14 protein-coding genes and 1 pseudogene are annotated in these 25,000 nt (G+C 61.1%); 5 read left to right on the forward strand and 10 right to left on the reverse strand.

Annotation, left to right across the window (positions count from 1 at the left end; genetic code table 11):
* Positions 1–99: 99 nt before the first annotated feature.
* Complete coding sequence (gene trpS / locus AC1AX7_RS04800; RefSeq protein WP_476508957.1) at positions 100–1,200, forward strand: tryptophan--tRNA ligase; 1,101 nt, start codon at positions 100–102, stop codon at positions 1,198–1,200.
* Positions 1,201–1,956: 756 nt separating this feature from the next.
* Here trpS and AC1AX7_RS04805 read toward each other — a convergent pair.
* Positions 1,957–3,693: a threonine/serine exporter family protein gene (locus AC1AX7_RS04805; RefSeq protein WP_476509038.1), complete on the reverse strand. Its 1,737-nt coding sequence runs from the start codon at positions 3,691–3,693 to the stop codon at positions 1,957–1,959.
* Between the two features lie 320 nt (positions 3,694–4,013).
* Here AC1AX7_RS04805 and AC1AX7_RS04810 point away from each other — a divergent pair, with 320 nt between their 5' ends.
* Positions 4,014–6,770 carry a phosphoenolpyruvate carboxylase gene (locus AC1AX7_RS04810; RefSeq protein ID WP_476508958.1) on the forward strand — a complete coding sequence of 919 codons (2,757 nt, stop codon included), beginning with the start codon at positions 4,014–4,016 and terminating at the stop codon, positions 6,768–6,770.
* 170 nt (positions 6,771–6,940) lie between these two features.
* On the opposite strand, the pseudogene AC1AX7_RS04815 reads toward AC1AX7_RS04810, so the two are convergent.
* The 9 genes and pseudogenes from AC1AX7_RS04815 to AC1AX7_RS04855 all read right to left on the reverse strand — a co-directional run.
* Positions 6,941–7,967: pseudogene (locus tag AC1AX7_RS04815) on the reverse strand (RNA-binding domain-containing protein); the annotation flags it as partial.
* A gap of 463 nt (positions 7,968–8,430) precedes the next feature.
* Positions 8,431–10,272, reverse strand: a complete 1,842-nt coding sequence (locus AC1AX7_RS04820; protein ID WP_476508959.1) for an FAD-dependent oxidoreductase — start codon at positions 10,270–10,272, stop codon at positions 8,431–8,433.
* 94 nt (positions 10,273–10,366) lie between these two features.
* Entirely contained in the window at positions 10,367–10,930 is a 564-nt protein-coding gene (ahpC, locus tag AC1AX7_RS04825; RefSeq protein WP_476508960.1) for an alkyl hydroperoxide reductase subunit C, read from the reverse strand.
* 234 nt (positions 10,931–11,164) lie between these two features.
* Positions 11,165–13,096, reverse strand: a complete 1,932-nt coding sequence (locus AC1AX7_RS04830) for a glycoside hydrolase 5 family protein (protein ID WP_476508961.1) — start codon at positions 13,094–13,096, stop codon at positions 11,165–11,167.
* 29 nt (positions 13,097–13,125) lie between these two features.
* The gene (locus tag AC1AX7_RS04835) at positions 13,126–15,789 is read right to left on the reverse strand and encodes an InlB B-repeat-containing protein (RefSeq protein WP_476508962.1); all 2,664 of its coding nucleotides are present in this window, start codon (positions 15,787–15,789) and stop codon (positions 13,126–13,128) included.
* 212 nt (positions 15,790–16,001) lie between these two features.
* The gene (locus AC1AX7_RS04840; RefSeq protein ID WP_476508963.1) at positions 16,002–18,119 is read right to left on the reverse strand and encodes a hypothetical protein; all 2,118 of its coding nucleotides are present in this window, start codon (positions 18,117–18,119) and stop codon (positions 16,002–16,004) included.
* A 118-nt stretch (positions 18,120–18,237) separates the two neighbouring features.
* On the reverse strand, positions 18,238–19,071 hold the full coding sequence (locus tag AC1AX7_RS04845; RefSeq protein ID WP_476508964.1) for a carbohydrate ABC transporter permease: 834 nt from the start codon (positions 19,069–19,071) through the stop codon (positions 18,238–18,240).
* Positions 19,068–19,928, reverse strand: a complete 861-nt coding sequence (locus AC1AX7_RS04850; protein WP_476509039.1) for a carbohydrate ABC transporter permease — start codon at positions 19,926–19,928, stop codon at positions 19,068–19,070. The genes AC1AX7_RS04845 and AC1AX7_RS04850 overlap by 4 nt, the downstream gene beginning before the upstream one ends.
* 226 nt (positions 19,929–20,154) lie before the next feature.
* Positions 20,155–21,411: an ABC transporter substrate-binding protein gene (locus AC1AX7_RS04855; RefSeq protein ID WP_476508965.1), complete on the reverse strand. Its 1,257-nt coding sequence runs from the start codon at positions 21,409–21,411 to the stop codon at positions 20,155–20,157.
* Between the two features lie 301 nt (positions 21,412–21,712).
* Here AC1AX7_RS04855 and AC1AX7_RS04860 point away from each other — a divergent pair, with 301 nt between their 5' ends.
* The 3 genes from AC1AX7_RS04860 to AC1AX7_RS04870 all read left to right on the forward strand — a co-directional run bounded on the left by AC1AX7_RS04860 (position 21,713) and on the right by AC1AX7_RS04870 (position 24,996).
* Complete coding sequence (locus tag AC1AX7_RS04860; protein ID WP_476508966.1) at positions 21,713–22,711, forward strand: LacI family DNA-binding transcriptional regulator; 999 nt, start codon at positions 21,713–21,715, stop codon at positions 22,709–22,711.
* Positions 22,712–22,807: 96 nt separating this feature from the next.
* The gene (locus AC1AX7_RS04865) at positions 22,808–23,491 is read left to right on the forward strand and encodes a carbonic anhydrase (RefSeq protein ID WP_476508967.1); all 684 of its coding nucleotides are present in this window, start codon (positions 22,808–22,810) and stop codon (positions 23,489–23,491) included.
* A 170-nt stretch (positions 23,492–23,661) separates the two neighbouring features.
* Entirely contained in the window at positions 23,662–24,996 is a 1,335-nt protein-coding gene (locus tag AC1AX7_RS04870) for a hemolysin family protein (protein WP_476508968.1), read from the forward strand.
* Positions 24,997–25,000: the final 4 nt, after the last annotated feature.

The following is a 25,000-nucleotide window of genomic DNA, read 5'->3' on the forward strand; positions in this document are numbered from 1 at the left end:
GAGTACCACTAGTTTTGTTTTCTTTCGTTGTCGGCTCAGACTTTTACGATAAAAACCAATTCTTTTACAAGATTTCAACATATGTAAGGGGCGTACACGATGGCGGACGAGACCCAGGGCCAGCAGATCACCGCAGCCGGAAACGAAATGAGTGCAAGCTTCCTCGCCGCAAAGAAACGCTCCGACGCCACCATGGCCAAGCTGGAGGAAAACCCCGGCAAATTCACCATGCTCACCGGCGACCGCCCGACCGGACGCCTGCACCTGGGCCATTATTTCGGCTCCATCCGCGAACGCGTCGCCATGCAGAACCGCGGCGTCAACACCAACATCATCATCGCCGACTATCAGGTCATCACCGACCGCGACACCACCGAACACATCGAAGACAACGTGCTCAATCTGGTGCTCGACTACATGGCCGCCGGCATCGACCCCGCCAAGACGATGATCTTCACTCATTCCGCGGTTCCGGCGGAAAACCAGCTGATGCTGCCGTTCCTCTCGCTCGTCACCGAAGCGGAACTGCACCGCAACCCCACCGTCAAATCCGAAATGGAAGCCTCCGGCCACGCGCTGACCGGCCTGCTGCTCACCTATCCGGTGCATCAGGCCTGCGACATCCTCTTCTGCAAGGCCAACGTCGTTCCGATCGGCAAGGACAATCTGCCGCATGTGGAAATCACCCGCACCATCGCGCGCCGCTTCAACGAACGCTACGCCAAAAAGAACCCCGTATTCCCGGAGCCGTCCGCGATCCTGTCGGAAGCGCCGGAAATCCCCGGTCTTGACGGCCGCAAGATGAGCAAGTCGTACGGCAACTCCATCATGCTGGGCGCCACCGCCGAAGAGACCGCGAAGATCATCAAGAAGAGCCCGACCGATTCCGAACGCCGCATCACCTTCGACCCGATCGCCCGCCCGCAGGTCTCCGCCCTGCTGACCACCGCGGGACTGGTCACCGGCCGCGACCCGAAGGACATCGCCGAGGAGATCGGCGACTCCGGCGCAGGCGCATTGAAGGCCTACGTCATCGAATCCGTGAACGGCTTCCTCGCGCCGCATCGCGAACGCCGCGCCGAGCTCGCCAAGGACATGGACACCGTTCGCGACATCCTCAACGACGGCAACAAGCGCGCCAACGCCATCGCCGAAGAGACGCTGGAGCAGGTCCGCGAAGCCATGGGCATGAAGTACTGATTCTTACGCGCGGGCGTGCCGGCGGCGGGCGTGCGGATGACGGGCGCCCGCCGCCGGCCTGTCTGTATGCCTGCCCACCGGTATGCCTGCCCACCGGTATACCGGCCCACCTGCATGCCGGCCTGTCTGTATACCGGCCTGTTTGTATGCCGGCCCTATCCGTCTGCGCGCCGGCACATCTGCAGTCTGTCCTTCTACACGTCTGTCCTGCTGGTATCTGTCCTATCGGCGCCCGGCCTGCTGACGCCCGCCCGCCTGTCCTGTTGGCACTGTCCGCCTGCCCTCCTGACACTTTTGACCGCAACACGCCGCAACCTACGATCAAAAACGTCAATTGAGGTCCTCTGGTTTGGCTCCCCCAATCCAGAGGACTCCTTCTTCTGACGTTTTTGACCGCAACACACCGTAGTCCGCGGTCAAAAACGTCAAAACCGAGGCCCTCCAATGCAGCGTTCCCACCCCACTGGCCCTTCCGCTGACACTTTTGACCGCAACACGCCGTGACTCGCGATCAAAAGTGTCAGGGGGACGGGCAGAACGGGCGCCGTGTGCGTCTGAAAGCCCCATCGCGGCGCCCATCTTTGACGCTTTTGACCGCAGTCCTCGGCGTGTTGCGGTCAAAAGCGTCAAAGATGGGCGCCGCCGGACGGAAACCCCATGCCCGGCCATCCTCACAGCGTCCGCACAACAGCACAACAGGCCGCCCGCACAGCAAGCCGCCTTATGGCAGGGGCCACTATGCCCCTAGACAGGCCGTCAGATGTCGTAGCGCCAGGATTTGTCGGTGATCACGCGGGCCATCGCAAGGCCGATCGGCAGGCAGATGATCACCATGAACGCGCGGAAGGCCCAGTCCAGCGCGCCCTGCGTATCGAAACCGCCCAAATGGTACATCGCCTGATACATGTACAGGCCGGGCACCATGATCACGATGGACGGCACGGTCAGGCAGATGCGCGGATATCCCAGATAGGTCGGCAGCCATCCGCGACGCACCGATTTACGCCACGCCGCCGCCAGCAGGCCGGCCAGCAGCGCGCCGACGAACGCGCCGGCTTCGGCGGGCATGCCGAAATCCACCAACGTCAGGCGCAGCGTATTCGTGATCGCGCCGATCAGCGCCGCCACCAGGCACATGCGCTGCGGCGAATTGAACATCACCGAGAAGCCCCACACGCCAAGGAACGAGAACAGTGCACGCAGCAAGGCGTTCAATGCCGGATCCAGGCCAAGCGATTCGAAGCCGGTCGGATGCAGATGCACCAGTGAAGCGACCATCCAGCCGGCCAACGTGCCGATCAGCACGATGCACAGCACGTAGGAGATGCGCTGGATGCCCGAGGGGAAGTCGATTTTCGCCATATCCAGACCTCCCGTGATGAGCGGGAATCCGGGGATGACGAACAGCATCGCCCCGATGTACGCCGTGTCGTGTTCCAATGCGACCGGATCGAACAGTCCGATCATTCGCAGCATGCCGGTGCAGGCCAGCGCGGCGACGGCCACGCAGATGAACGTCACGAAGAATTGGTTGAGATGATGCGCGAACAGACGGCGACGCAGCCAATGGCCGAGGCCGGCTCCGACGAAAGCGCCGATCATGTCGTACGGGCCGCCGCCGAGCAGGAAAACGAAGGACGCGCAAGCCAACGCCGATGCAAAACCTGCGAAAGCGGGGGAGTAGAGCGGTTTGCGCCGCTCGATCAGATCGAGCCGCTCATGCGCCTGACGCACGGTGATGCCGCAGGGACGAGCGTCATCGCCATGCTGCGCATTCATATGATCGAAGTGCTGCGCATACTGGCCTTTCGGCAGCCTGTGCGGTTTCGCCGTTTTCCTCTGTGATCGGGACGCGGCAGCGGACTTCGCCGTATTGCCGGCATCATTCGCATTGCCGGCATCATGGGCGCCGTCGGCATCGTTGATGACAACATTATTGATGACAACATTATTGATGACTTCATTATTGATGACGTCATCATTGGCAGTGCCATCATCGACGATGTCCGCATTGGCGGCATCATTGCCGACTGCATCATCCACAGCCTGCGTCTCCTGCTGTTCGCGTCCCAATTTGACGGCTCGCATCATGGAATGCCGCGCGTTGGGGTCGTCCAGATGCTCGACGAGTTCTTCGGAAACGTCGGAATGCAGGTGATACATGCTGCTATTGCCGAGATTCACATTGAACCAGTCGGCGAAATGCTCCAGCAGCCAGATCCGTTCGGTGTTGACGCCGGTGGTCGGCAGATCGACGACTTCGGTGATGCGGTTCCTGCCATCCGTGCAGGACGCTTCGATATCGGTCAGATTGACGTCGGCGCGCACATGCACGCCCAACGGATAGGCGAGACGATGCATCATCTCACGAACGCGGAAACTGCCCGTGCCGGCACCCAGATCAAGCATGCCGACACGAACGATGACGCTGGCCTTCGCCGCGATGCCCGCTTCGGTGATGGGCTTGTCCCAATCCCTTTCGATATCCTCCATATCAAGCGGAATGGAATGCGTATGGTATTTGGTCACCGCGGCGGCGCCGCTTCCTTCGTTTTCGCTATGCGCATGCTCTGAACTCACGTATATACATATGTACTCCAACCCCACCCACAATCGGCCGGAGACGACGTCGTCCCGGGCCCGGCCGGCGAATTTTGGTCAAAACACCGTTTCTGTCGCTCGGTCGGGCATACAATATTCACCAACTTGCCGAACAACGGCTGTGGGCTCGCAACGACTGGCCAAAACAACCGCGGAGGAGCCGCGGATGACCAGTAGACCGAGCAACCGAATGTTTGGAAGAAGGAGGTCTGATGACAGATAATGATCAACAGATCACGCCCGCGGACGCGATTATCACCACGTCCGGCACCGGGACCAAGGGCCCCGAAGAGCGCGATCTTCCCGTATCCCTTAAAGCCGACATGGACCTGTGCCTGCAGATTCTGCGCGAGGTCCTCGGCGAATTCGATGAGCAGCTGCTCGCCACGTTCGACACCGTCCGCCAGTATGCGGTGGATGCCAGTGCGGAACGTTTCGCCGGCGCGCTCACCGACACCCACCCGGAGCAGGACGATTTGATGATGGCCGTCAAGACCATCGACTCAATGAATCTGCACGATGCGCAGCTTCTGGCCCGTGCATTCGCCACCTACTTCCACCTCGCGAACCTGTGCGAGGAAAACTACCGCGTCTCCGTGCTGCAGGAGCATGAGGCCCAGGTCGACGAGAACCAGGCGGTCGATCCGGTGAACGAAATGACCTGCGCCTACCACAAGCTCATCGGCGAAATGGGTCCGGCCAAGGCCAAGGAGCTGCTGGAACGTCTGGAATTCCATCCGGTGTTCACCGCCCACCCGACCGAGGCGCGACGCAAGGCTGTCGAAGGAAAGATCCGCCGCATTTCCGAACTGCTGGTCAGGCATAAGCTTCTCGGCGGCTCCGACAAGAAGGAAAACTACCGTCGCCTGTTCAACGAGGTGGACGCGCTGTTCCGCACGTCGCCGATCGCGTTGAAGAAGCCGACCCCCGTCGAAGAGGCCGACACGATTCTCGACATTTTCGACAACACGCTGTTCCAGACCATTCCGCTGGTATACCGTCGTTTCGACGATTGGCTGCTCGGCGACAAGGCCGGCATGGTGCCTCCGGAATGCCCCGCGTTCTTCCATCCGGGCAGCTGGATCGGCTCCGACCGCGACGGCAACCCGAACGTCACCGCGAAGGTCAGCCGTCAGGTGGCCCGCAAGTTCAGCGACCATGTGCTCGCCGCGCTGGAAGAGGCCACGCGTACCGTCGGCAAGAACATGACGATGGAAAACGACACGACTCCGCCGAGCGATGAGCTCAAGAGCCTGTGGAATCATCAGAAGGAAATGAGCGAGCGTCTGACCGACAAGGCCGCGCTGATCTCCACCAAGGAAATGCATCGCGCCGTCATGCTGGTCATGGCCGATCGTCTGCATTACACGATCGAACGCGACGCCGACCTGATGTATCAGAGCTGCGACGATTTCATCGCCGACCTGAAGACCGTGCAGCGTTCGCTGGCCGACGCCAACGCCAAGCGCGCCGCGTACGGGCCGTTGCAGGATCTGATCTGGCAGGCCGAGACCTTCGGCTTCCACATGGTGGAGATGGAATTCCGCCAGCATTCCGTCGTGCACTCCCGCGCCTTGGAGGACATCCGCGAGCACGGTCTGCACGGCGAACGCGGACCGCTGCAGCCGATGACGCATGAGGTGCTGGACACGTTCCGCGCACTCGGCGCCATTCAGAAGCGCAACGGCATGAAGGCCGCCCGCCGCTATATCATCTCGTTCACGAAGAGCGCCCAGAACGTCAAGGACGTGTATGAGCTGAATCGTCTGTCGTTCTCCCATCCGGAAGATATGCCGACCATCGATGTGATCCCGCTGTTCGAACAGCTTGAGGATCTGCAGAATTCGGTGGACGTGCTTGAGGACATCATCAAGATCCCCGAGGTGCAGGCTCGTCTGAAGGCCACCGGCGGCAAGATGGAAGTCATGCTCGGCTACTCCGATTCCTCGAAGGATGCCGGCCCGACCTCCGCGACGCTGGCGCTGCATTCCGCGCAGGAACGCATCGCGAAGTGGGCGGAGTCGCATGACATCGATCTGACGCTGTTCCATGGCCGCGGCGGCGCCGTCGGCCGCGGCGGCGGCCCGGCCAACCGTGCCGTGCTGGCGCAGCCGGTCGGTTCGGTCAAGTGCCGTTTCAAGCTCACCGAACAGGGCGAGGTCATTTTCGCCCGCTACGGCAATCCGGCCTTGGCCATCCGCCATGTCGAGTCCGTCGCCGGCGCGACGCTGCTGCAATCCGCTCCAAGCGTCGAAAAGATCAACACGGATATGACGGACAAGTATGCGGACATGGCCCGCACGCTGGATGAAGCCGCGCATGCCCGCTATCTGGATCTGCTGAACACGGATGATTTCGCGCCGTGGTTCTCCACGGTCACGCCGCTGACCGAAGTCGGCCTGCTGCCGATCGGCTCCCGCCCGGCGAAGCGCGGTCTGGGTGCCAAGTCCTTGGACGATCTGCGCACGATTCCGTGGATCTTCTCCTGGGCCCAGGCCCGCATCAATCTGGCCGCATGGTATGGTCTCGGTTCCGCATGCGAACAGTTCGGCGATCTGAACATGCTGCGCAAGGCGTATCAGGAATGGCCGCTGTTCTCGACGTTCATCGACAACATCGAAATGTCGCTGGCGAAGACCGACGAGCGCATCGCCAAGATGTATCTGGCGCTCGGCGACCGTGACGACCTGCGCGACAAGGTCCTCGACGAAATGGAACTCACCCGCAGCTGGGTCCTGAAGATCGTCGGCGACGAATGGCCGCTGCAGCACCGCCATGTGCTCGGCCAGGCCATCCGCATCCGCTCCCCGTATGTGGACGCGCTGTCCGTCACCCAGGTGCTGACGCTGCGTTCGCTGCGCAAGCGCGTGGATAAGGAAGAGCTGAGCCAGAGCCAGCAGGCGGGCTTCATCTACCTGATCCTGTGCACCGTTTCGGGCGTCGCAGCCGGCCTGCAGAACACCGGCTGATTCCAGGCGTAACCGCGTATGGCAGTGTGGGCGCGACCGGAAACCCCGGTCACGCCCACACTGTTTTTGGCGCGGTTTTGGATTTAATCCCAGAATACGTCCAAAACCGTCATGCCGGACGTTTCCGATCGAAAGCCCCAATCTAATCAGAGACATCACGACCAGAATCATCAGACCATCACATAATGGGAGTCCGGCCCGTTCCCTTCATGTTTCGGTTTGCCCGACTGCTCCAATTTTTTCAGCAACCGATATGCGCTGATATACGACAATCCGAATAATTCCATGACGTCAGCGGTCTTTATGCTGCCCCCGTTCTTTTCGGCCAATTCCATCACCATGGCATTACGCCGCGCCGATTCCGTTCCGCGTTGCTTCGCATACGACGTCATCGAATCATGCTCTTTGCGATAGCGGGAACTTAACATCACAATCCTGGAGGGACCGCTGCCAGCATCTTCAATCAGACCGGTTTCAATCAAGTCGGCGACCGCACTGGTAATGCGACGATTCTCCACTTGGGAAAACGCGCATAACTGATTCATCGTCAAACGACGATGCTCTCTGAGCACAGACAGCACAATCATCGACCATACCGACAGGGGCGCGCCGCGCCGCCGTTCTTCCTCGGCCATCATCATCGATCAGGAAACGAACGGATCCCATCTTCGCATAGTCACGATGGCAGAACGCGTTAACCATGGCTTCACGAAAGGCCTGATGATCGAAATTCGCGACGTTGATATGGAGCAGGCCGCTCATGATTTCATGATCCGTATTCCAAGGCCGCATCAGATCATCGATATGATCGAACATACTGACCACAGGCATGGCGAAGGGATCCGTATTGATCCTCGGCGAAGTTCCCTGCATGACCTGAAACACCGCAGTGGCCGTCGGCACAGAACGCCGCAAAGCAGCCGTTTTGCCTATAGTCAGTAATCCGGCGACAGATGGCTGCATGCCATTGGGACCGTCTACGACCAATTCCAAGGCCCTGTCGAATTCCTCGTCATCGAATGCCAGCAGCGAACTGCGCGCATTGGATAGACGGATATGCTCGCGCAACGTATTGCGGGCATTCGGATCCAAATCATCCATAGTGGATTCCGGCGCCGGTTGAATGCTGTGACTCCGCTGCTGCGAAAGCCTGCCCACGAATTGCGAAACAAACAACGGCACCACTTCATTGCGTCCTTTCATTTATCCTTTCAATAATTCCAACATGAAAGAATAGGGTGCTAACATGTTGGAATCATTGAAAGGATAAGCGAAGGATAAAGTCGAAAAACGGCTTAATATCAACGCTTTTGACCTTGCAGGAATACTTTCGGCACATCTTCTGACAGCTTGAAAGAAAAAAAAAAATGGGTGAAAGCCGGCAATGACACACAAATAAGTGATGACAAGCAGTGAAGATCGGACTGCTTCTCCGGCTTTCGATTACTTTTACATCCAAAACCGCGGCCTTGGACGAAGCCACTGCGCAAAAAGTGACGTTTGCACCATCATTTTCGTCACTTTTTGCGCACTGCCCTCGTCGAATACAGCAGTTTTGGACGCTGCCAAGCCAAAAAGCCGGCGCGCAGCCTGGACACGGACAGGCAAGTGGCCGGCTCAAGGATGGAAAAGAACGGAAAACGGGAAACGGGACGAGCGGCTATGCGCCCAGCAGATCGAGCATCTGCGGGATGTTCTTCTTGCCGAATTCCACCCGCTGGCCGCCGTCGGCGCCGTCGATGACGATGCAGGGCACGCTCATCGCGCCATACCGGTCCTTCATTTCGGGGAAGCGCGACACGTCGTACGCCTCGGCCCGCACGTTCGGGTTCAGCGACGCGATGCGCTGCGCGGACAGCACGGTTTCCGGGCACATCGTGCAGGTCAGCGACACAAGGACGGTCACGTTCGTGGGCTGCGTGATCGACATGGCGCGTTCCGCCAGTTCCTCGCCGAGCGGCTGTCCGGGGCCGGCCGCGTTGTAGAGGCCCAGCACGAAGGAATTGAATTCGTGGCCGCCGGGCACGCCGTGGAAGGCGAGGCCTGTGTAGACCAGTTCGTCGGATTCTTCGCCGTTCACGCAGACTCGCACGCATGGCCGCGCGCAAGGCATCACATCGGAGGCGTCGAAGACCGCACGGCCCGCGTCATCCGTTTCGATGGCGCAGCCGATTGCGGCGCCATCCGCGCATGTGATCGCAGGAGCCGCATCGCCGCCGATGACGCTGCCGGCGGCGTCGAAGGAGACACTGCGCAGCTTGCCGTCGGACAGGGCGACCATATCGTCGATGAACCGCTGCAATTCCGCCGATGCTGCGGTGTCGTCCAATTCGAGGACCAGTGTGGCCGGTTTCGCCATCCGACCGAATACCATTGCCAGCTGCGCGCGCACGGCTTCGGAGAAGATTTCGCCGGATTTGCGTGCTGCGGAGGAGGATGCGGAAGAGGACGCGGCGGGGGAGGATGCGGCTTTCGCGGATTGCGCGGTTTCCGATTTCGCGGCCTCCGCCTTGGAAGCGGATGAGGTATTGTCGGGGCGCGGCGGCACAAGCCCGGTCTTTTCGCTCATCTGCTTGGCGTAACGCTCCAATTCCACGGCGGCGATGGCGCCGTCCGCGGTGGCGGTGACGACCTGGCGCAGATTCTTGACGCGCAGATCGCCCGCCGCGTATACGCCCGGCACGGAGGTTTCCAAATAGCCGTGTGTGACGACGTAGCCTTGCTCGTCCAGTTCCACGACGCCTTTGACCAGGTCGGTGGCCGGCACGTATCCAGCGAATACGAACACGCCGAAGCTGCCGTCGCCGGCGGGCTTCCACACGGATTCCTCGTCGGTGCGCACGTCGCGGATCATGGCTTCCTTCAAGCCGCCGACACCGCCGATCACGCCGTCAAGCACGGTGTGGTAGCGCACTTCGATCTTCTCGTTGTTCTTTGCTTCCGCCGCGACGGAAGCGTCGCAGGTGAAGTCGTCTTCGCGTACCAAAATGGTGACTTTGCTGGCGTATTTGGTCAGGAACACCGCTTCCTCCGCAGCCGCGAAGCCGCCGCCGATGACCAGAACCTCCTTGCCTGCGAAGAATTCGCCGTCGCAGGTCGCACAGTAGGCGACGCCGCGGCCGGCGTATTCGCTTTCGCCGGAGAAGCCGATTTTGCGGGGGGCGGCACCGGTGGCGATCAGGATGCCGAATGCCTTGAGGTCGCCGCGAGTGGTGTGCACGGTTTTGATGTCGCCGTCGACGTCGAGGCCGGTCGCTTCGGCGGACATGAATTCCGCGCCGAAATCCTGCGCCTGCTGACGCATCGTCGCGGTCAGCGCCTGCCCGGAAGTGCGGCGTACGCCCGGATAGTTCACCACTTCGTCGGTGATGGTGATCTGGCCGCCGAAATCGCCTTTTTCAAGGATCAGCACGCGGTAGCGCGCACGGGCCAGGTACAGGCCTGCGGTCAGACCGGCGGGGCCGCCGCCGACGACGATGACGTCGTAAAGATTGTCTTGCATGAATCGCCTTTCATGGAAAAAGCCCCTCCGCCGCCTGCTGGATACGGCAGTCGCGCGAAGGGGAGATATTTGTTTACCAGTGATTCAGAGCAGATCAGAGCTGTCCGACGAGATCCAGGCTCGGTTCGATGGTTTCCTCGCCCGGCTGCCACTTGGCGGGGCAGACCTGGTCGCCGTGCTCGTAGACGAACTGGGAGGCCTGCACGCGGCGCAGCAGCTCGTCGGCGTTGCGCCCGACGTTCGAGGAGATGACTTCGTAGGCCACGACCTTGCCTTCGGGGTTGAGGATGAAGGTGCCGCGTTCGGCCAGGCCGTCGGCTTCGTTGTAGGTGTCGAGATCGCGGGCAAGCGTCGCCGTCGGATCGGCGACCATCGGGTATTCGATCTTGGCGATCTTTTCGTTGGCGTCATGCCATGCCTTGTGCACGAAATGCGTGTCGCAGGATACGGAATAGATTTCGCAACCGGCCTTCTTGAAGTCCTCGTACTTTTCGGCGAGGTCCTCCAACTCGGTCGGGCAGACGAAGGTGAAGTCGGCCGGGTAGAAGAAGAACACGGACCAGTGGCCGAGCACATCCTGCTTGGTCAGGGTCTTGAATTCGTCGTTCTGGAATACGTTTGCGGTGAAGTCGGTGATTTCGTGCTGCAGCATCGTCATGGTTGTCCTCCAGTCATTCGGCGCCGGCATCCGGGAAGACGGACACTTCGGCGTGCGGAACTGCCTTTCCATCGTATGGCAGCAGCGGTTTGCCGCACACGGCCTTCCGCCGTCGGCATGATGTGAGGATGCTCACCTTGACTCGGAACCGACACGACCCTGTCCGTGAAAAACGGCGCGATGTTTCATGTGAAACATCGCGCCGTTTTTCACGGACAGGGAGCGGCTATGCCATCACTGGACCTTGCTCACCTTGATGAAGGCGGAGCTGATATCATCCATGGCGATGCCGTCGAAGGCGATGGAGCCACCGGCGTCCACCGTCGCGGTCACGGACTGCACGGTCCGCGCATGGTCGGTGTTGTCGTTGACCATGGCTTCGACGGTGTAGGTTCCGGCTTCACGGACCGTCACGGTGACGGGCCGGGACGCCACCTGCCCCGCACCGTTGTGGTAGTCCCACCACAGCAGCCCCATGGCCGTGTTTTCGTCCGCCGTCTCCAGCGTGGTCAACGTCATGTTCGGATCCGCCGTGGTCATATGGATGTTGTTCGTGCTGTCGGCGCTCACCGGCTGAGCCGACCACAACTCATGCTCGTAGGCCGTGGAGATTTCCATCAGGCTGCGGACCGTCTTCTTCATCTGGACGGCCGTGGACTGCATCTCGCCGAACGAATACAGACCGAAGCCGATGCCGCCTCGCGCGAAGGTGTCGAGTATGTCGCTCTGGGTGTCCGGCCCACGGTCCCAGCCGATGCCGATTTCGGACGGGAACAGGCCCGGCAGCTCCTGCGCCACGGAGGACAGGTCGGAATCGGAGGAACCGTAGAAGTCGTCGACGTTATGCCGCACGTTCTCAGTGCCGCCGTAGTACATCGGCGCGATGAGGTCCAGGCCGGCATCGCGGTAGAAGTCCAGATCCTGGCCGCCGGAATTGCGGGGATTGGTCGGATCCTTGTCCACGTCGGAGGACTGGAAGTTCGTCGTCAGCACCTTATACGGATCCTCGGCACGCATCGCGCCGACCATCGACTGCCACACGCCCAAGCCGAGCTCCTTGCGGAAAAGGACCTTGTCGGAGCTGCCGGTCCGATCCTGCCACAGCTGGAACATGGCCTGGTAGTACGGATTGGCGCTGTTCGGATTATCGTAATAGTTGTAGTCGTCGCCGCCGCACAGGCCCTCCTCGTTGCCGACCTGGTAGCCGATGACGGTGTCGCTGTCGCGATAATGCTTGGCGAGGGTATGCAGGGCGGTCATCAACTGCTTATGGATGACCGGATGCCAGTATTCCGGGTACATTTCCGGAACCGCGGCGTCTCCATTATGCAAAGCGGTGTAGCTGTCGACCGTCCTGTTGCCGCCACCCCACTGGACGCCGTAGCTGTAGCCTCCCTCATCGGCAAGGTTATACACGGACGTCTTCGTTCGGCTGGCCTCGTCCTCCTCATATCCCGCAGGGCGGACGCCGTCCTCATATGCCGGCATATTGCGCTGGATGTGGAAGAACAGCACCCAGAACACCTTCAGCCCCGCTTCGTCCGCCCACTGGACGAGATCGTCCATCACGGCGAAGTCGAACTGCGGATTGTCGGGGTCGACGGTGCGATCCCATTCCGCCCAGTTGACGGTGATCTGCACGGTGTTGAACCCGTAGTCCTCCTTCATCTGGCGGAACGCCTCCCGCATGCCCGCCTCATAGTCGCCGTCCTGATAGAACGGGCTTTGCTGAGAGGTCACGCAGGAAAACAGTTTGTCTTGGCGAACGGCGTACACGCCTTCGCATGAGCGGGAGTCCCAGAAGCCGGTTTCCGTGGCCATCGGCAGGAATTCACGCACTTCGCCGTTCTCGTCCTTGACCATGAACGTGATCTTGTTGTTGTCAAGACGAACCAGGGCGGTGTTCGTATCGGTTGCGGCCAGCTCATCCGGGGTGAGCACGGTCGCCTGCTGCGGCGTCTGCAGATCAAGCACACCGGTGTCGAGCAATGCCTGTCCGTCGCGTTCCAGAACCTGCTGGACGCTCAATGGGGAGGACTGTGCGTCGACCGCCTCTGCGGACGCCATCGGGCAGACAGCCATGGCCGCCGCCGCGATACCGGCAACCGCCATTGTCAGGCGGCGGGCCAGGGAACGCCTGGCCCCAACATGATTATGTGTAGTCATTGTTGATGATTCTCCTTACGGAATCCGATTCATTGACGGCGCTTGGCACGGATTTGGGTGATGATGAGGGCGGCGGCCGCTGCGACGATGGCGACGATGCCGACGCCCATGACTGCGGAGCCGGTGTCACCGATGCCTTCGTTCGGATTCGCCGAATCACCCGGCTTGGCGGGGGTCTCCGGATTGCCGGGCTGGCTTGGATCGGTCGGCTTGTCGGGATCGACCGGCTCATCGGACTTCTCCCACTGCGCGTACAGGGTCAATCCGCCCGCGGGGATCGTACGGGAGCTGCCGACCTGATATTCCTCGCCGGTGCCGTCAGCGGAGGTGTTCCATCCGGAGAACGAATAACCGGAGCGCTTCAGCCCGCTGCCGTCCGACACGGTGAAGGTCTCTTCGGTATGGCCGTCGACGGCCGTGACCGTACCTTCTCCCGCATTGGCGTCATACGTGACGGACGCGTCGTTGGCCTGCCACTGCGCGTAGAGCACGATGTCATCGCCCGGAGCGACGGACAGGCGGCCACCGGCCTGATACGCCTCGCCGGAGCCGTCCGACGCGGCGTTCCAGCCGGAGAACGTGTAGCCTTCTCGCATCGGCGTTTCCGACGGAATGGTCTGCTCATATCGATCTGCGACGGGAACGAGTCCCATGTCGCCCGGAATCGCGGTCGCGCGATATGCGGAACCGCTGTCATTGGCCTCGAAACGAACGGACCGCGCCTGGGCCACGGTTCCCGGGGCCAGTGCGTATTCGCCGAACAGTCCGGGCATCACGTCATCCAGACGTTCCGGATCGCCCTCCCACTGCGCGATCACGTTCAGATCGCCTTCGTGCAGCGGCGAACCGTAATGGAACGGCTGCTTGCCGATGACGATGGTCTTCGGCGCGCCGGCCTCATCGAATCCGAAATACACGGATTTCAGCGCGATGCCGGCCTGGTAGCTCGGATTCGCGGAGAACGCACGGTATCCGATCTCAAGACGGTCCATGCCCGAAGCCGGGAAGTTGACGGATTCCAGGGCGCCGGATTCGCCGTACTTCTGACGGAAGGCCTGATCGCCGATGACGAGCTCATGGTTGTTCTGCGGGAAGGTGACGGTGCGAAGCGCGGCGGAGGCGTGCACGTCCTGACGGAAGGCGTTGTCGCCGATGGTCAGCGTCCACACGTCGGAGGGGAAGCGCACGGAGGCCAGCGCGGCGGAGCCTGTGGACGTGTACTGGAAGAACGCGCTGTCACCGATGCACAGGGTGTCCAAACCGTCCGGGAACCGAACGGAGGCCAATGTCGGGACGCCGTTCTGCTGGGCCATCGCCCAATCCTCGATGACGAGATCCATCACATCGCCGGAGGCGTCCGTGAAGTTCAGCGCGGTGATGCCCTGCGGCATGGCGCCGCGCTTCACCGTCACCGTGCCGTTGCCGGCGGGCACCTTATCCAGGTTGACGGTCGCGACGCCGTCAGCATAGGAGACCACGCCGTCCTCGCTGTCGGAGCCGAGCGTTGTGATCTCATACGTGCCTGCAGCGGCCTCGACCACATTCACGGTGAAGCCGACGGAGAGTTCCGGACGCCCTGCGACCGCCACGGTGATGGTCTGTTCACCGACCGTCTGGGCGTCGAATCCGGAAACCGTATACTCATTGGCCTCCAGAATGCGTTCGGTGCCGTCTTCGGCATATCCGGCCACCACCATGCCGGTCAGATCAAGGGAACGGCCCTTCCTATACGTGGTGTGGTTCGGGGCGGACAGCAGCTTCAGGCTCTTCAGTGCCGCAAGGTCTTCCGGAACCCCGACGGTGACCTTGAACGTCGTGGTCTTGTCCGGGTCGGCCGTCATGGCGATCGTCACTTCCTGCTCGCCCGTCCTATTCGGATCGTAGGAGACGATATCCCAGGCATCACTGCCCAACGGGATGCTGGTGCCGTCGCTCATGGTCATGCGCACATTGACGGTGGACTTGTCGATCGCCTCTCCGATGTTGTATTCGGTCCTACCGACGGATTCGACGACGATGCCGGTGATCTCGTCGGCCGGCGCCTCACGGACCAGGCTGAAATCATCAAACGCCATCCATCCGCCGGCCTTGGCCATCTTGACCGAGAAGCCCGCTTCCACCGTGCCGCCGTCCCAGTGGAACGTCGTGGAACGGGTGTCCCAGTTGCCGCCGCCGGCGAGGGTCAGGTTCTCATTCCATCCCTGGAACGTTCCATCGGCTTCGACGGGACGCACGAACACAGTGGCGTCGCCGGATCCTGCATCGCCGACGCCGGACCCCGTGAAGGTATACCATCCCTTGGGCAGTTCAAGGCTCTGCGACAATTCCGCCTCGGTCAGATTGACGCGGTCCCAGAAATTGTATCCGTACTGGCCTTCATGATGGTTGCCGGTATCGACGCCGTTGGTGTTCTGACCGTCCACACGATCGTCGCTGCCGACCTTGTAGTTCACGGTCCAACCAGCATCGTCGCCGTTTTCGAAGCTGCCGTTGTTCATCAGGTTCCGGCCCAGAGCGACCTCGTCACCGCCATCGGCGGCCTTCTCGCCCTGAGCGTCACCGACTTCGAGGACGGAGACGTGATCCGCGGCCGCGGGATGCGCCCCGTCGGCCTCCTGCGAACACGCGCCCAGACTTGTCAGCAGCATCGTCGCAAGAAAGCCGCCGACAATGCGTCGGGTAGTGATTTTCATTCCTTGTTTCCTTTCCTTGCCGGCGAAACGACACGAACGTCATATCGCCGATTGGTGTAAGGACGGTGCCACATCGTCACTCGCCCCCCACCAAAACCCTTTTCCTCATTTGCCCCCGTGGCAGCTGCCGACGCCGATGATGGCGACAGCCTCTTAATGCCGGTGTAAGACGACATGACGCGCCCATCCGACGGAAGGACGCGCCTGCATATTCAGACTTCCGGGAACCCTTCTGCATCCATCAATCGCAGCCAGATCGCCAGATGCCAGTACTGGTCGTTCGACAGGGCGTCCGCACGATGCGCCGGCTGCCCGCCGATGCTGGACGGATACATGAACGCGCAGGTGCCCGAACCGTCGGGGTTGTAGTTCGCCATATTGGCCCGCATGATGCGCAAGGCCAGCGCATCGGTATCGGCGGTGCGCAGTTCCATGGGAAGACGAGCCAGCACGGTCGCGGTCAGGGACGTCCAATAGTGGGGGAACACGTCGCCGAACTGACGGCAGATGCCGAACCAGTATCCGTCCCAGTGCCGCAGTCCGATGCCGTTGAGACGCACGGAGGGCTGGGGGCCGCCGAAGGCCAGCAGCCAGCGCAGCGTCTCTTCGATGGCGGCAAGGTAACGGGCGTCGCCGGTGATGCGGTGCGCTTCGATGTACAGGTTCACCAACGGTGCGGTGATGGACTGCTCGTAGGCGACTTCGTGGTCGGGCAGGTCCTTGCCGATGCCCAGGAAGTAGTCGGCGCTGGCGACGACGTGGCCTTCCACCGAGTCGGCCTGGTCGGCCCGACCGGCGTCGCGCAGGTAGCGGGCCGTGCGGGAGCTGACTTCGCCGAAGCTGATCGCCAGGAAATGCTCGCCGCCCAGCGCGGCCATGCTCGTCAGCAGGTTGAACGCCATGTCCAGATCCGCGGCATCGCCGGTGGCTTCGTAATGGTCGCAGAAGAACTCAACGATCCACGGCATGTCGTAGATGCGTTCGCCGAAGGTGTCCTCGCTTTGCGAGGACCCGCGACGGGTGCGGTAGGAATCGTCGATCAGGTATGTCATGAGGAATTCCCGCCACGAGTCCACAACGGACTGCGCCTGCGGCAGCACGTCCTCCGTGCCGATCCAGCCGCGGTTGATGGCTTTTTGCAGCAGGACGGCCATGCTGATGCGCTCGGAGCCATCCGTCCAGTCGGACCATCCGCCGTCGTCGACGCGCATGCCGGTGCGCGTGTCCACCGGCACGATGCCGGCCGCGAGCAGCCCCGGCCGGTCGACCGCGACATGATGGGCCATCACATAGCCGCATACCGCCTGCACCGTTTCCTTGACGGTGTTGTGGAACAGCACGTCGACACGTCCGACGTGGCCCTCCTCCCCGATGCCAAGGGTATAGATGCCCGGTCGGTCAGCAGTCACACGATAGCCGTGTTCGGTGGCCTCGATGCGCATGTCCGCGCAGGTGGGCTCCTCCAGTATCCCGCCCGCGCAGGTGCGGCCCGGAGCGTATGCCGGCAGGGCGGCCTTGATGCAATGCAGCGGCACGCCGGTCGTGATGTCGATCGAGCCGCCCATTGTGGAGGCGTATTCGGAAAGGGTCGCCATGGGTCGGGTGTCATCGAGGAAGGCCTCGCGATCGGTGTACCAGCCCAGTTCCCAGCGCAGCACGTAGGATTCGCCCGGCTGCAGCGTGATCACGGGCTGTCCGCCGAAGGCGTCGGGATTCAGCGCATGGTCGGTGACGCACAGCACGATATGCCCGCGGGTGTTGGAGCTGGTCACCTGTGTGCGGGATTCGATGGAGTAGGCGCACAGGGATCCTTCGCGCACGATCAGGCCAAGGGCCGGGTCGTCGGGGCCGATGCCCGACATCGGTTCAGCCAGCACCCAGGACCATGCGTCACCGGTGAAGATGTGGGTGTTGACGCACTCGGTCAAAGCGCGCATGCCGCCCGGATACCAGTCGTTGAACGGCGTCTGGATGCCCAGTCCTTCGATGCGCACCGGGCAATCGCCGGTATTGCGCCATTCGAACCGCTCGCTCAGGCGCTCCCCGCCGCCGCGCGTGATCTCCAAAGACAGTCCGGCGACAGCCAGGTCGTAGGAGAGCCGCTCCGTGGACTCGTCGAGCGGTGTTCTGGAGGAAGGCATGTTCCAGCAGGCGGCGCCACGGTCGGTCACCACGGAGCCCACGCCCCAATGATGCTCGCAGGTCTGCCACATCAGCGAATCGTCGAGCAGATATCGACGCCGTGCGGCGTTCTGATGGGTGAAGGAGAGCGGCGCACCCGTGACATCGTCGAGCAGTGCGGCGCCTTTGCCGAAATTGATGGTGGTCATAACGGAAGCGTTCCTTTATGCGAATGATGGTTGAAGACCGAAGATGCTTTCCTTTGTTGTAAAAACCGGCATCCGAACGGAAAGCTCGAAGTTTCGGATGCCGGTCGTTTCGTTGCCGTCAGCCCTTGACCGATCCGGCGACCAGTCCGGCCACGATCCACTTCTGGCAGAAGCAGAAGAAGATGAACACCGGAAGCAGCGCCAGCACGGTGATGGTCATGAACAGCGGCCAGTTCGTGGTGAACTGCTGGACCGCGTTGTATACCTGCAGCACGACGGTCTGCTTGTCGGTGGACGAGAGGAACACGCTCGGCAGCAGGAAGTCGTTCCACGTGCTCATGGTCTGGAAGACGACCACGGTGGTCAGAATCGGCTTGATCAGAGGCAGCACGATCCGGCGATAGATGCGGAACGGGCCGGCGCCGTCGATCTTGGCGGCTTCGAAAAGCTCCTGCGGCAGGGACTTCATGTAGCCGACGATCAGGAAGTAGCAGAACACGCTGCTTCCCATGTACAGCGTGATCAGGCCGAACAGGGTGTTGACCATATGCAGAGAGGATTCCATCTTGTACAGCGGCAGCAGTGTGGCCTGGGCCGGGATGGCGAAGGTGATCATCAGGATGGAGCCGACGATGACGGTGAACTTCGACTTCTTCTGGATGACGCCGTAGGCGGCCATGGAGCCGACGAGCACCTGCAGGAACACGGCGACGACGGTGACGATGATGGTGTTGGCGAAGGCGCGGATGATCTTTCCGTCCGCGAACGCATCGACGTAGTTGGTGAAGGTCCATTCCTTCGGCAGACCCAACGGATTGGTGATCATGTCGACCGAGGTCTTGAAGGAGCTGATGATCACGTAGTACAACGGGACTGCGCACACCAGGGCCAGGGCGAGCACCACGACGGTGCGGATGATCTTGCGAATGAGATCTTTCTGGGACTGTGTCATTGGAATCTCCTCTGAACCGCATTGGAAATGCCCATCTGAATGGCGATGACGCCGATGCAGGCGATGGTGAACAGCGTGGAGAGCGCCGAGCCGAGACCGTATTCGGACTGTCCGATGCCCCTCAGGATGATGGACTGGGTGATCGTGTTGGTCGCATATCCCGGACCGCCGCCGGTAAGCGTGTATGGCAGATCGTAGATCTTCAGCGCGCTGGTCATCAGCAGGAACAGCGAGGTGACGATGCCCGGCGTGAGCTGGGGCAGGGTGATGTGGATGAACTGCTGCCACGAATTCGCGCCGTCGACCTTTGCGGACTCGTAGAGGTCGGAGGGGATGGTCTGCAGGAATGCGAGGTACAGGGTCGCATGCCAGCCGACCTGCATCCAGATGGCCACGAAGATCACGCAGAACCGCGCCCAGTTGTCGTCGGACAGCCACTGCACGGATTCCAATCCGATGGCGTTGAGGACCTTGTTCATCACACCGGAGTCAAGCGGGGAGAAGATGTACTGCCAGATGAGGCCGATGATGGCCTGTGCCGGGACTCCCAGGAAGAAGAACAGGGAGCGGGCGAAGCTGCGGCCCCACATGGCCTTGTTCAGCGTCACCGCCAGCGGGATGGCCAGCAGGGTCACGATGATCGTGACGGAGAACGAGTACAGCAGCGTGAAGCCCAATGCGGTGAGCAGCTTGGGGTCCTGGAAGATGGTGATGTAGTTCTGGATTCCCACGAACTTGAAGGTCGTGGAGTAGCCGTCGTAGTCGGTCAGGGAATAGAAGAACGACTGGGCGAGCGGCACGGCCGTCAATACGACGAAGATCAGCATGATCGGCAGCAGGAACCAGAACGAGGCCATGTTCTCGTAGAACGAGGCCGTGAAGCGTCCCGGACGCCTGTTGCGCCGGAGGGTTGTGTTTGCGGAAGTCATGGTATTCGGAGCTTTCCTATCGTAAACCATTGCTTATTGGAAGAGCGCGCATGAAAAAGGGACCCGCGCCGACGCGACCTTTGACGGCGGCATACCGGCGCGAATCCCGTTATGCGGAGAAGAAGGTGAGGAAAACGAGGTTATATGAGTCGGATCACTTGCTCGCTTCGGCCCACTTGGCGTCCATGGCCTTGGCGAAGTCTTCCGGAGTGGTCTTGCCCTGGACCAGCATCTGCTGCTGGGCGGCCATCTCGGCGGACATGGCGCTCGGTCCCTTGGCGAAGTTGACCCAGTAGTACTTGCTTTCGTTGAAGTACTGTTCGAACACGTCCTTCAGCTCTTCCGGAGGCTCGTTGCGGTACTGGTCGGAGATGGAGGTGGTGCCGGCGTCCTCGGTGAAGATCTTCAGGCCTTCTGCACTGTTGAGGAAGGACAGGAACTTCTTGGCAGCGGCCTGCTGGTCCTCGCTGGCCTTGGAGGAGATCGCGAAGCCCTGATCCGGGCCGCCGTTGATCCACTGTTCGCCGTCCTTGTACGACGGCATCGCCGCGACGCCGAAATCAACGCCGGCGGCACGCAGATCCTCGAGATCCCACGGACCGGAGCGCATGACGGCGAGGTTGCCGGTGAGGAACTCCTGCTTGACCTGATCGGCGCTCAGACCAACGCTCTTCTGCGGGATGACGCCGGCCTTCACCGCGTCGGTCCATGCGGTCAGAGGCTCGACCCATTCATCGGCGAAGGTGGATTCGCCGTTGAAGATCACCTCGTCCTGGACCGCGTTGCCTTCGGCTGCGTAGTAGCTGGCGAGCAGGCCTTCGAAGGTGCCGGACGGCTGGGTGTTGAAGTCCTCCAGGAATGCGGTCTTGCCGCTGTCGTTGATCTTCTTGCCCATTTCGATGAACTCGTCCCAGGTCGCCGGCAGGGTATCGTATCCGGCTTCCTTCAGGATGTCCTTGTTGTAGAACATCACGCCGACCCATGCGGACACCGGCATGGCGTAGGTCTTGCCGTCCTGGGAGAACAGGGTGAACTGGGATTCGTCGATGCCTTCGAGGAAGTCCTCGCCGCTGATGTCGAGGGCCTGGCCGGCCTCCATGACGTCGGTGCGGTTATCCATGGTCAGGTTGAAGATGGTCGGCGGTTCGCCGCCGGCCAGACGGGTCTGCAGGGTCTGGACGTACTGGGCGGGATCCTGGCCGTACTGGACGTCGATCTTGATGTCCGGGTTCTTCTCTTCGAAGGCCTTGACCACGCCGCCGATCTGGTTCTCCTTGAAGTAGGAGTACATGGAAATCGAAGTGGCGGAGGAATCAGCGCTTTCACCACCGCATGCCGCCAGCGGCATGACCATGGCGAGAGCCGCAGTGGCACCAATGACGATGCGCTTCGTATTCTTTTGAATCTTCATCGAATCTCCTTTGTATCAATGCTCATCGTTGAAGCGTATAAACAATATAACCAAGGGAATCCAATAAAGCAACCAAGCCCCCCCCCACGGCGTGTTGCCATACAGGACAAAGGAAAAGCATTATCCCCAAATGGCCGAAAGCCAAAGAATCCGCAAAAAACGAGCGATTTTCCAAACGGTTGAATTCATCATCCTCCATTTAACGTTCACCGGTATATTATTTATACGCTTCACCAAACCGTTCACACAGATATACAATTGGAATAACCGCTCGTACAACGCGGAAAGGGGGACGAGCATCATGGCCACAGCCAAGGACGTCGCAAAACTGGCCGGAGTCTCGCAGGCCACCGTCTCATATGTGATGAGCGGGCGTCGCACGATCTCCGAAAAGACCAAGCAGCGGGTTCTTCAAGCGATGCAGGAACTCAACTATTACCCCAACGCCAATGCGCGCGCGCTGGCCGCGAACCGCACAGGCGTCATCGGAGTCGTCGTCAGACTCGACCAATACACGCAGATGGCCGAACTCATGCCGTACCTCTCCGAAATCCTCAAAGAGCTCAGCAAACACGACTACACCGTCACGCTCATCCCTTCCGAAGGCGACATCGACATCGTCCAGCGCGCCGCCGGACAATCGCAGATCGACGGCCTGCTCGTCTTCGACATCGAATGGCACGACCAGCGCATCCCCGCACTGACGCGGCTCAACCGACCGACCGTGCTCATCGGCACGGCGGAAGACACCGGCATGCTCAGCTCCGTCGACGTGGACTATGCGCGCATCGCGCAGCTCGCCGTCAACGAGCTTGTCGACGCCGGCGCCCAGCACATCATCTGCATCGGCGACGCCGACCAGCAGTCACAGCGGTATTCCTTCTCCCGGCAGTTCATCACCGAAGGGCGCAGCACGGCCCAGGTGCTCGGCGCCGAATTCGAGATCTACACGCCCACCCGCGCCGGATGGCAAGGCATCTGGGACATCCAGGACCTGCTCATGGAGCACCGGGACGAACATTGCGGCATCGCCGTACGAACGCCGCAGAACATGGACTGGATCCTGCAGCTCATGAACGAGCTTGACATCACCCCATGCTCCGATGATGTGCCGCTTGTCGCCGTCTGCACGGATTCCTACGCGGAACAGGCACGATTCACCGTATCCAACGTCGACCCGATGGCGGGGGAGATCTCCCGCGTCGCGATCCAGCAGCTCATCAAACTCATCGAGCATCCCGACCTGCCGCCGACGCGCACGCTGGTCATCCCGCACGTCACCAAACGCTCCACCACCTGAGCGTCCCACGCCGTGGGCATACATCCAACGTTGTGACGCAGCATCGTCAATAATAGGGGAGGAATGCCAACACCACCACGGAAAGGCAACGCGCATATGTCGAATGCCGAGAAAACGCACGAATCAACAGCCAATTCCACCTGGAGCCGCATGCTCGCCGGAAACCGCCGCTTCGCCGAAGGCAAGGCGGAACACCCCTGGCAGGACCAGCAGACACGCGAATCGCTGATCGAAAGGCAGAGCCCGGACGCCGCGGTCCTATGCTGTTCCGATTCACGCGTCGCCCCTGAGATCATCTTCGACGCGGGACTCGGCGACATGTTCACCGTCCGCACCGCAGGTCAGATCATCGACGACGGCGTCATCGCATCATTGGAATACGCCGTATCCCGACTGCATGTCAGCCTGCTGGTCGTCATGGGCCATCAGGGATGCGCCGCCATCGACCTGGGCACCGGCGAATTGCAGGCCCTGCTCGATCAGGTCACCGAAGAAAGCGCCGACGCCAACGAAACGGCCGCGATCATCGAAAACCTCGATGAACGAATCCTCGAATCATCATCGGTGATGCTGCGCACCGTCGGCATGTCGATATGGCAGGCCCGCGAAGCCGAAATCCAGGATCACGACGACATCGAACGCGTACACATCGCGCACACCATCGAAGACCTCGTCACCCGATCCGAAATCATCCGGCATGCACTGGCGACGGAGCAGCTGATGATCGTCGGCGCACGATACCAGCTTGATTCCGGCAAGGTGGAAGTGCTCAGCTTCTGAACGACCACGGATCGCATGTGCGCCGCACGTCGTTCCTGCGGCGTGCACAGCCCGCACATTGCATACAGCACACACCGCCTGCGGCGCACGCGACCATGCCGCATATGCCGCATCATTCCTTCCGCAAAAGCCCCGAGTAATTGACAGGACATTCCTCTAATGTGGAATCCATGTCACTTGGCCTGAACATTCTGCTGATCTTCGTCTTCCTTCTTCTCGGATCCGTTTTCGCAGGCACAGAACTGGCATTGGTCTCCCTGCGCGGATCCCAGATCGATCAGATGGAGCAGGAGGATGCCCGCGGCGCACGCGTCGCGAAAATCGCACGCGACCCGAACACGTTCCTTTCCACCGTGCAGATCGGCGTCACGCTTTCCGGCTTCCTTTCCGCATCGTTCGGCGAATCCTCGATCTCACCGTTCATCGTGCCGATCGTGGAAGGCTGGGGCGTACCCTCGCAAATCGCGGCGCCACTGACCACAATCACGCTGACGCTCATCATTTCGTACTGTTCCATCGTCATTTCCGAAATGGTGCCCAAGCGCATCGCCATGCAGCGCAACGAACAGATCGCGAAGGCCGTCGTGCCGGCCATCGACGGATTCGCCACGGTCTGCCGCCCGATCATCTGGCTGATCGGCAAGAACACGAACGGCATCGTCCGCCTGCTCGGCTTCGACCCGAACGAGACCGAAAGCGAAGTCTCCGACGAGGAGCTGCGCGTGCTCGTCAACTCCAATTCCAACCTGAGCAAGGACGAACGCACCATCCTCGACGATGTGTTCGACGCCTCCGAAACCATCGTCGCCGAAGTCATGAGGCCCCGCGCCGACGTCGTGTTCCTCAGCGGCGACCAGAGCATCGAGGAAGCGGTCGAATTCGTGCGCGAAATGCCGTATTCCCGATATCCGGTCACCGGCAGGGATTTCGACGACGTGCTCGGCTTCGTGCATGTGCGCGACCTGTTGGACGTGCAGGATCCGAATGCGAAAACCGTGGCCGACGTCACCCGCGAAGGCATTTCGCTGCCCGGCACTTCACGGCTGCTTCCAAGCCTGTCGCTGCTGCGCAAGCGCGGCATCCATCTCGCCGTCGTCATCGACGAATACGGCGGAACCGACGGCATCGTCACATTGGAGGACATGACCGAGGAACTGGTCGGCGACATCCGCGACGAATACGATCTGCCCGAAAACGGCAACGGCAAAACCGCCGGCGGCAACGTTTTCGCCAATGGCGTCGCCACCATCGAAGGCGGAACCACCATCGAGGATTTCGCCGATCTGACCGGCATCGAATTGGAGGACGGCCCGTATGAGACGATCGCCGGATATTTCCTCGCCAATACCGGCAAAATGGGAGCCGTCGGCGACACGCTGACCTCCGACGACGGCTACGACATGGTCATCACCAAGGTCGACGGCCGTCGCATCGAAACCATTGAAGTGCGCAAGCACAAGGAGACGGCGGAGGGCGACGGCACAGACGACGCCTCCGACAGGTAAGGCG

Source organism: Bifidobacterium sp. LH_449 (genome assembly GCF_056356755.1).

Bases quoted from the DNA above. Each gene is read 5' to 3' on its own strand.
- trpS (WP_476508957.1), top strand. From the start codon at position 100: ATGGCGGACGAGACCCAGGGCCAGCAGATCACCGCAGCCGGAAACGAA.
- AC1AX7_RS04805 (WP_476509038.1), bottom strand. From the start codon at position 3,693: ATGGAGGATATCGAAAGGGATTGGGACAAGCCCATCACCGAAGCGGGC.
- AC1AX7_RS04810 (WP_476508958.1), top strand. From the start codon at position 4,014: ATGACAGATAATGATCAACAGATCACGCCCGCGGACGCGATTATCACC.
- AC1AX7_RS04820 (WP_476508959.1), bottom strand. From the start codon at position 10,272: ATGCAAGACAATCTTTACGACGTCATCGTCGTCGGCGGCGGCCCCGCC.
- ahpC (WP_476508960.1), bottom strand. From the start codon at position 10,930: ATGACGATGCTGCAGCACGAAATCACCGACTTCACCGCAAACGTATTC.
- AC1AX7_RS04830 (WP_476508961.1), bottom strand. From the start codon at position 13,096: ATGACTACACATAATCATGTTGGGGCCAGGCGTTCCCTGGCCCGCCGC.
- AC1AX7_RS04835 (WP_476508962.1), bottom strand. From the start codon at position 15,789: ATGAAAATCACTACCCGACGCATTGTCGGCGGCTTTCTTGCGACGATG.
- AC1AX7_RS04840 (WP_476508963.1), bottom strand. From the start codon at position 18,119: ATGACCACCATCAATTTCGGCAAAGGCGCCGCACTGCTCGACGATGTC.
- AC1AX7_RS04845 (WP_476508964.1), bottom strand. From the start codon at position 19,071: ATGACACAGTCCCAGAAAGATCTCATTCGCAAGATCATCCGCACCGTC.
- AC1AX7_RS04850 (WP_476509039.1), bottom strand. From the start codon at position 19,928: ATGGCCTCGTTCTGGTTCCTGCTGCCGATCATGCTGATCTTCGTCGTA.
- AC1AX7_RS04855 (WP_476508965.1), bottom strand. From the start codon at position 21,411: ATGAAGATTCAAAAGAATACGAAGCGCATCGTCATTGGTGCCACTGCG.
- AC1AX7_RS04860 (WP_476508966.1), top strand. From the start codon at position 21,713: ATGGCCACAGCCAAGGACGTCGCAAAACTGGCCGGAGTCTCGCAGGCC.
- AC1AX7_RS04865 (WP_476508967.1), top strand. From the start codon at position 22,808: ATGTCGAATGCCGAGAAAACGCACGAATCAACAGCCAATTCCACCTGG.
- AC1AX7_RS04870 (WP_476508968.1), top strand. From the start codon at position 23,662: ATGTCACTTGGCCTGAACATTCTGCTGATCTTCGTCTTCCTTCTTCTC.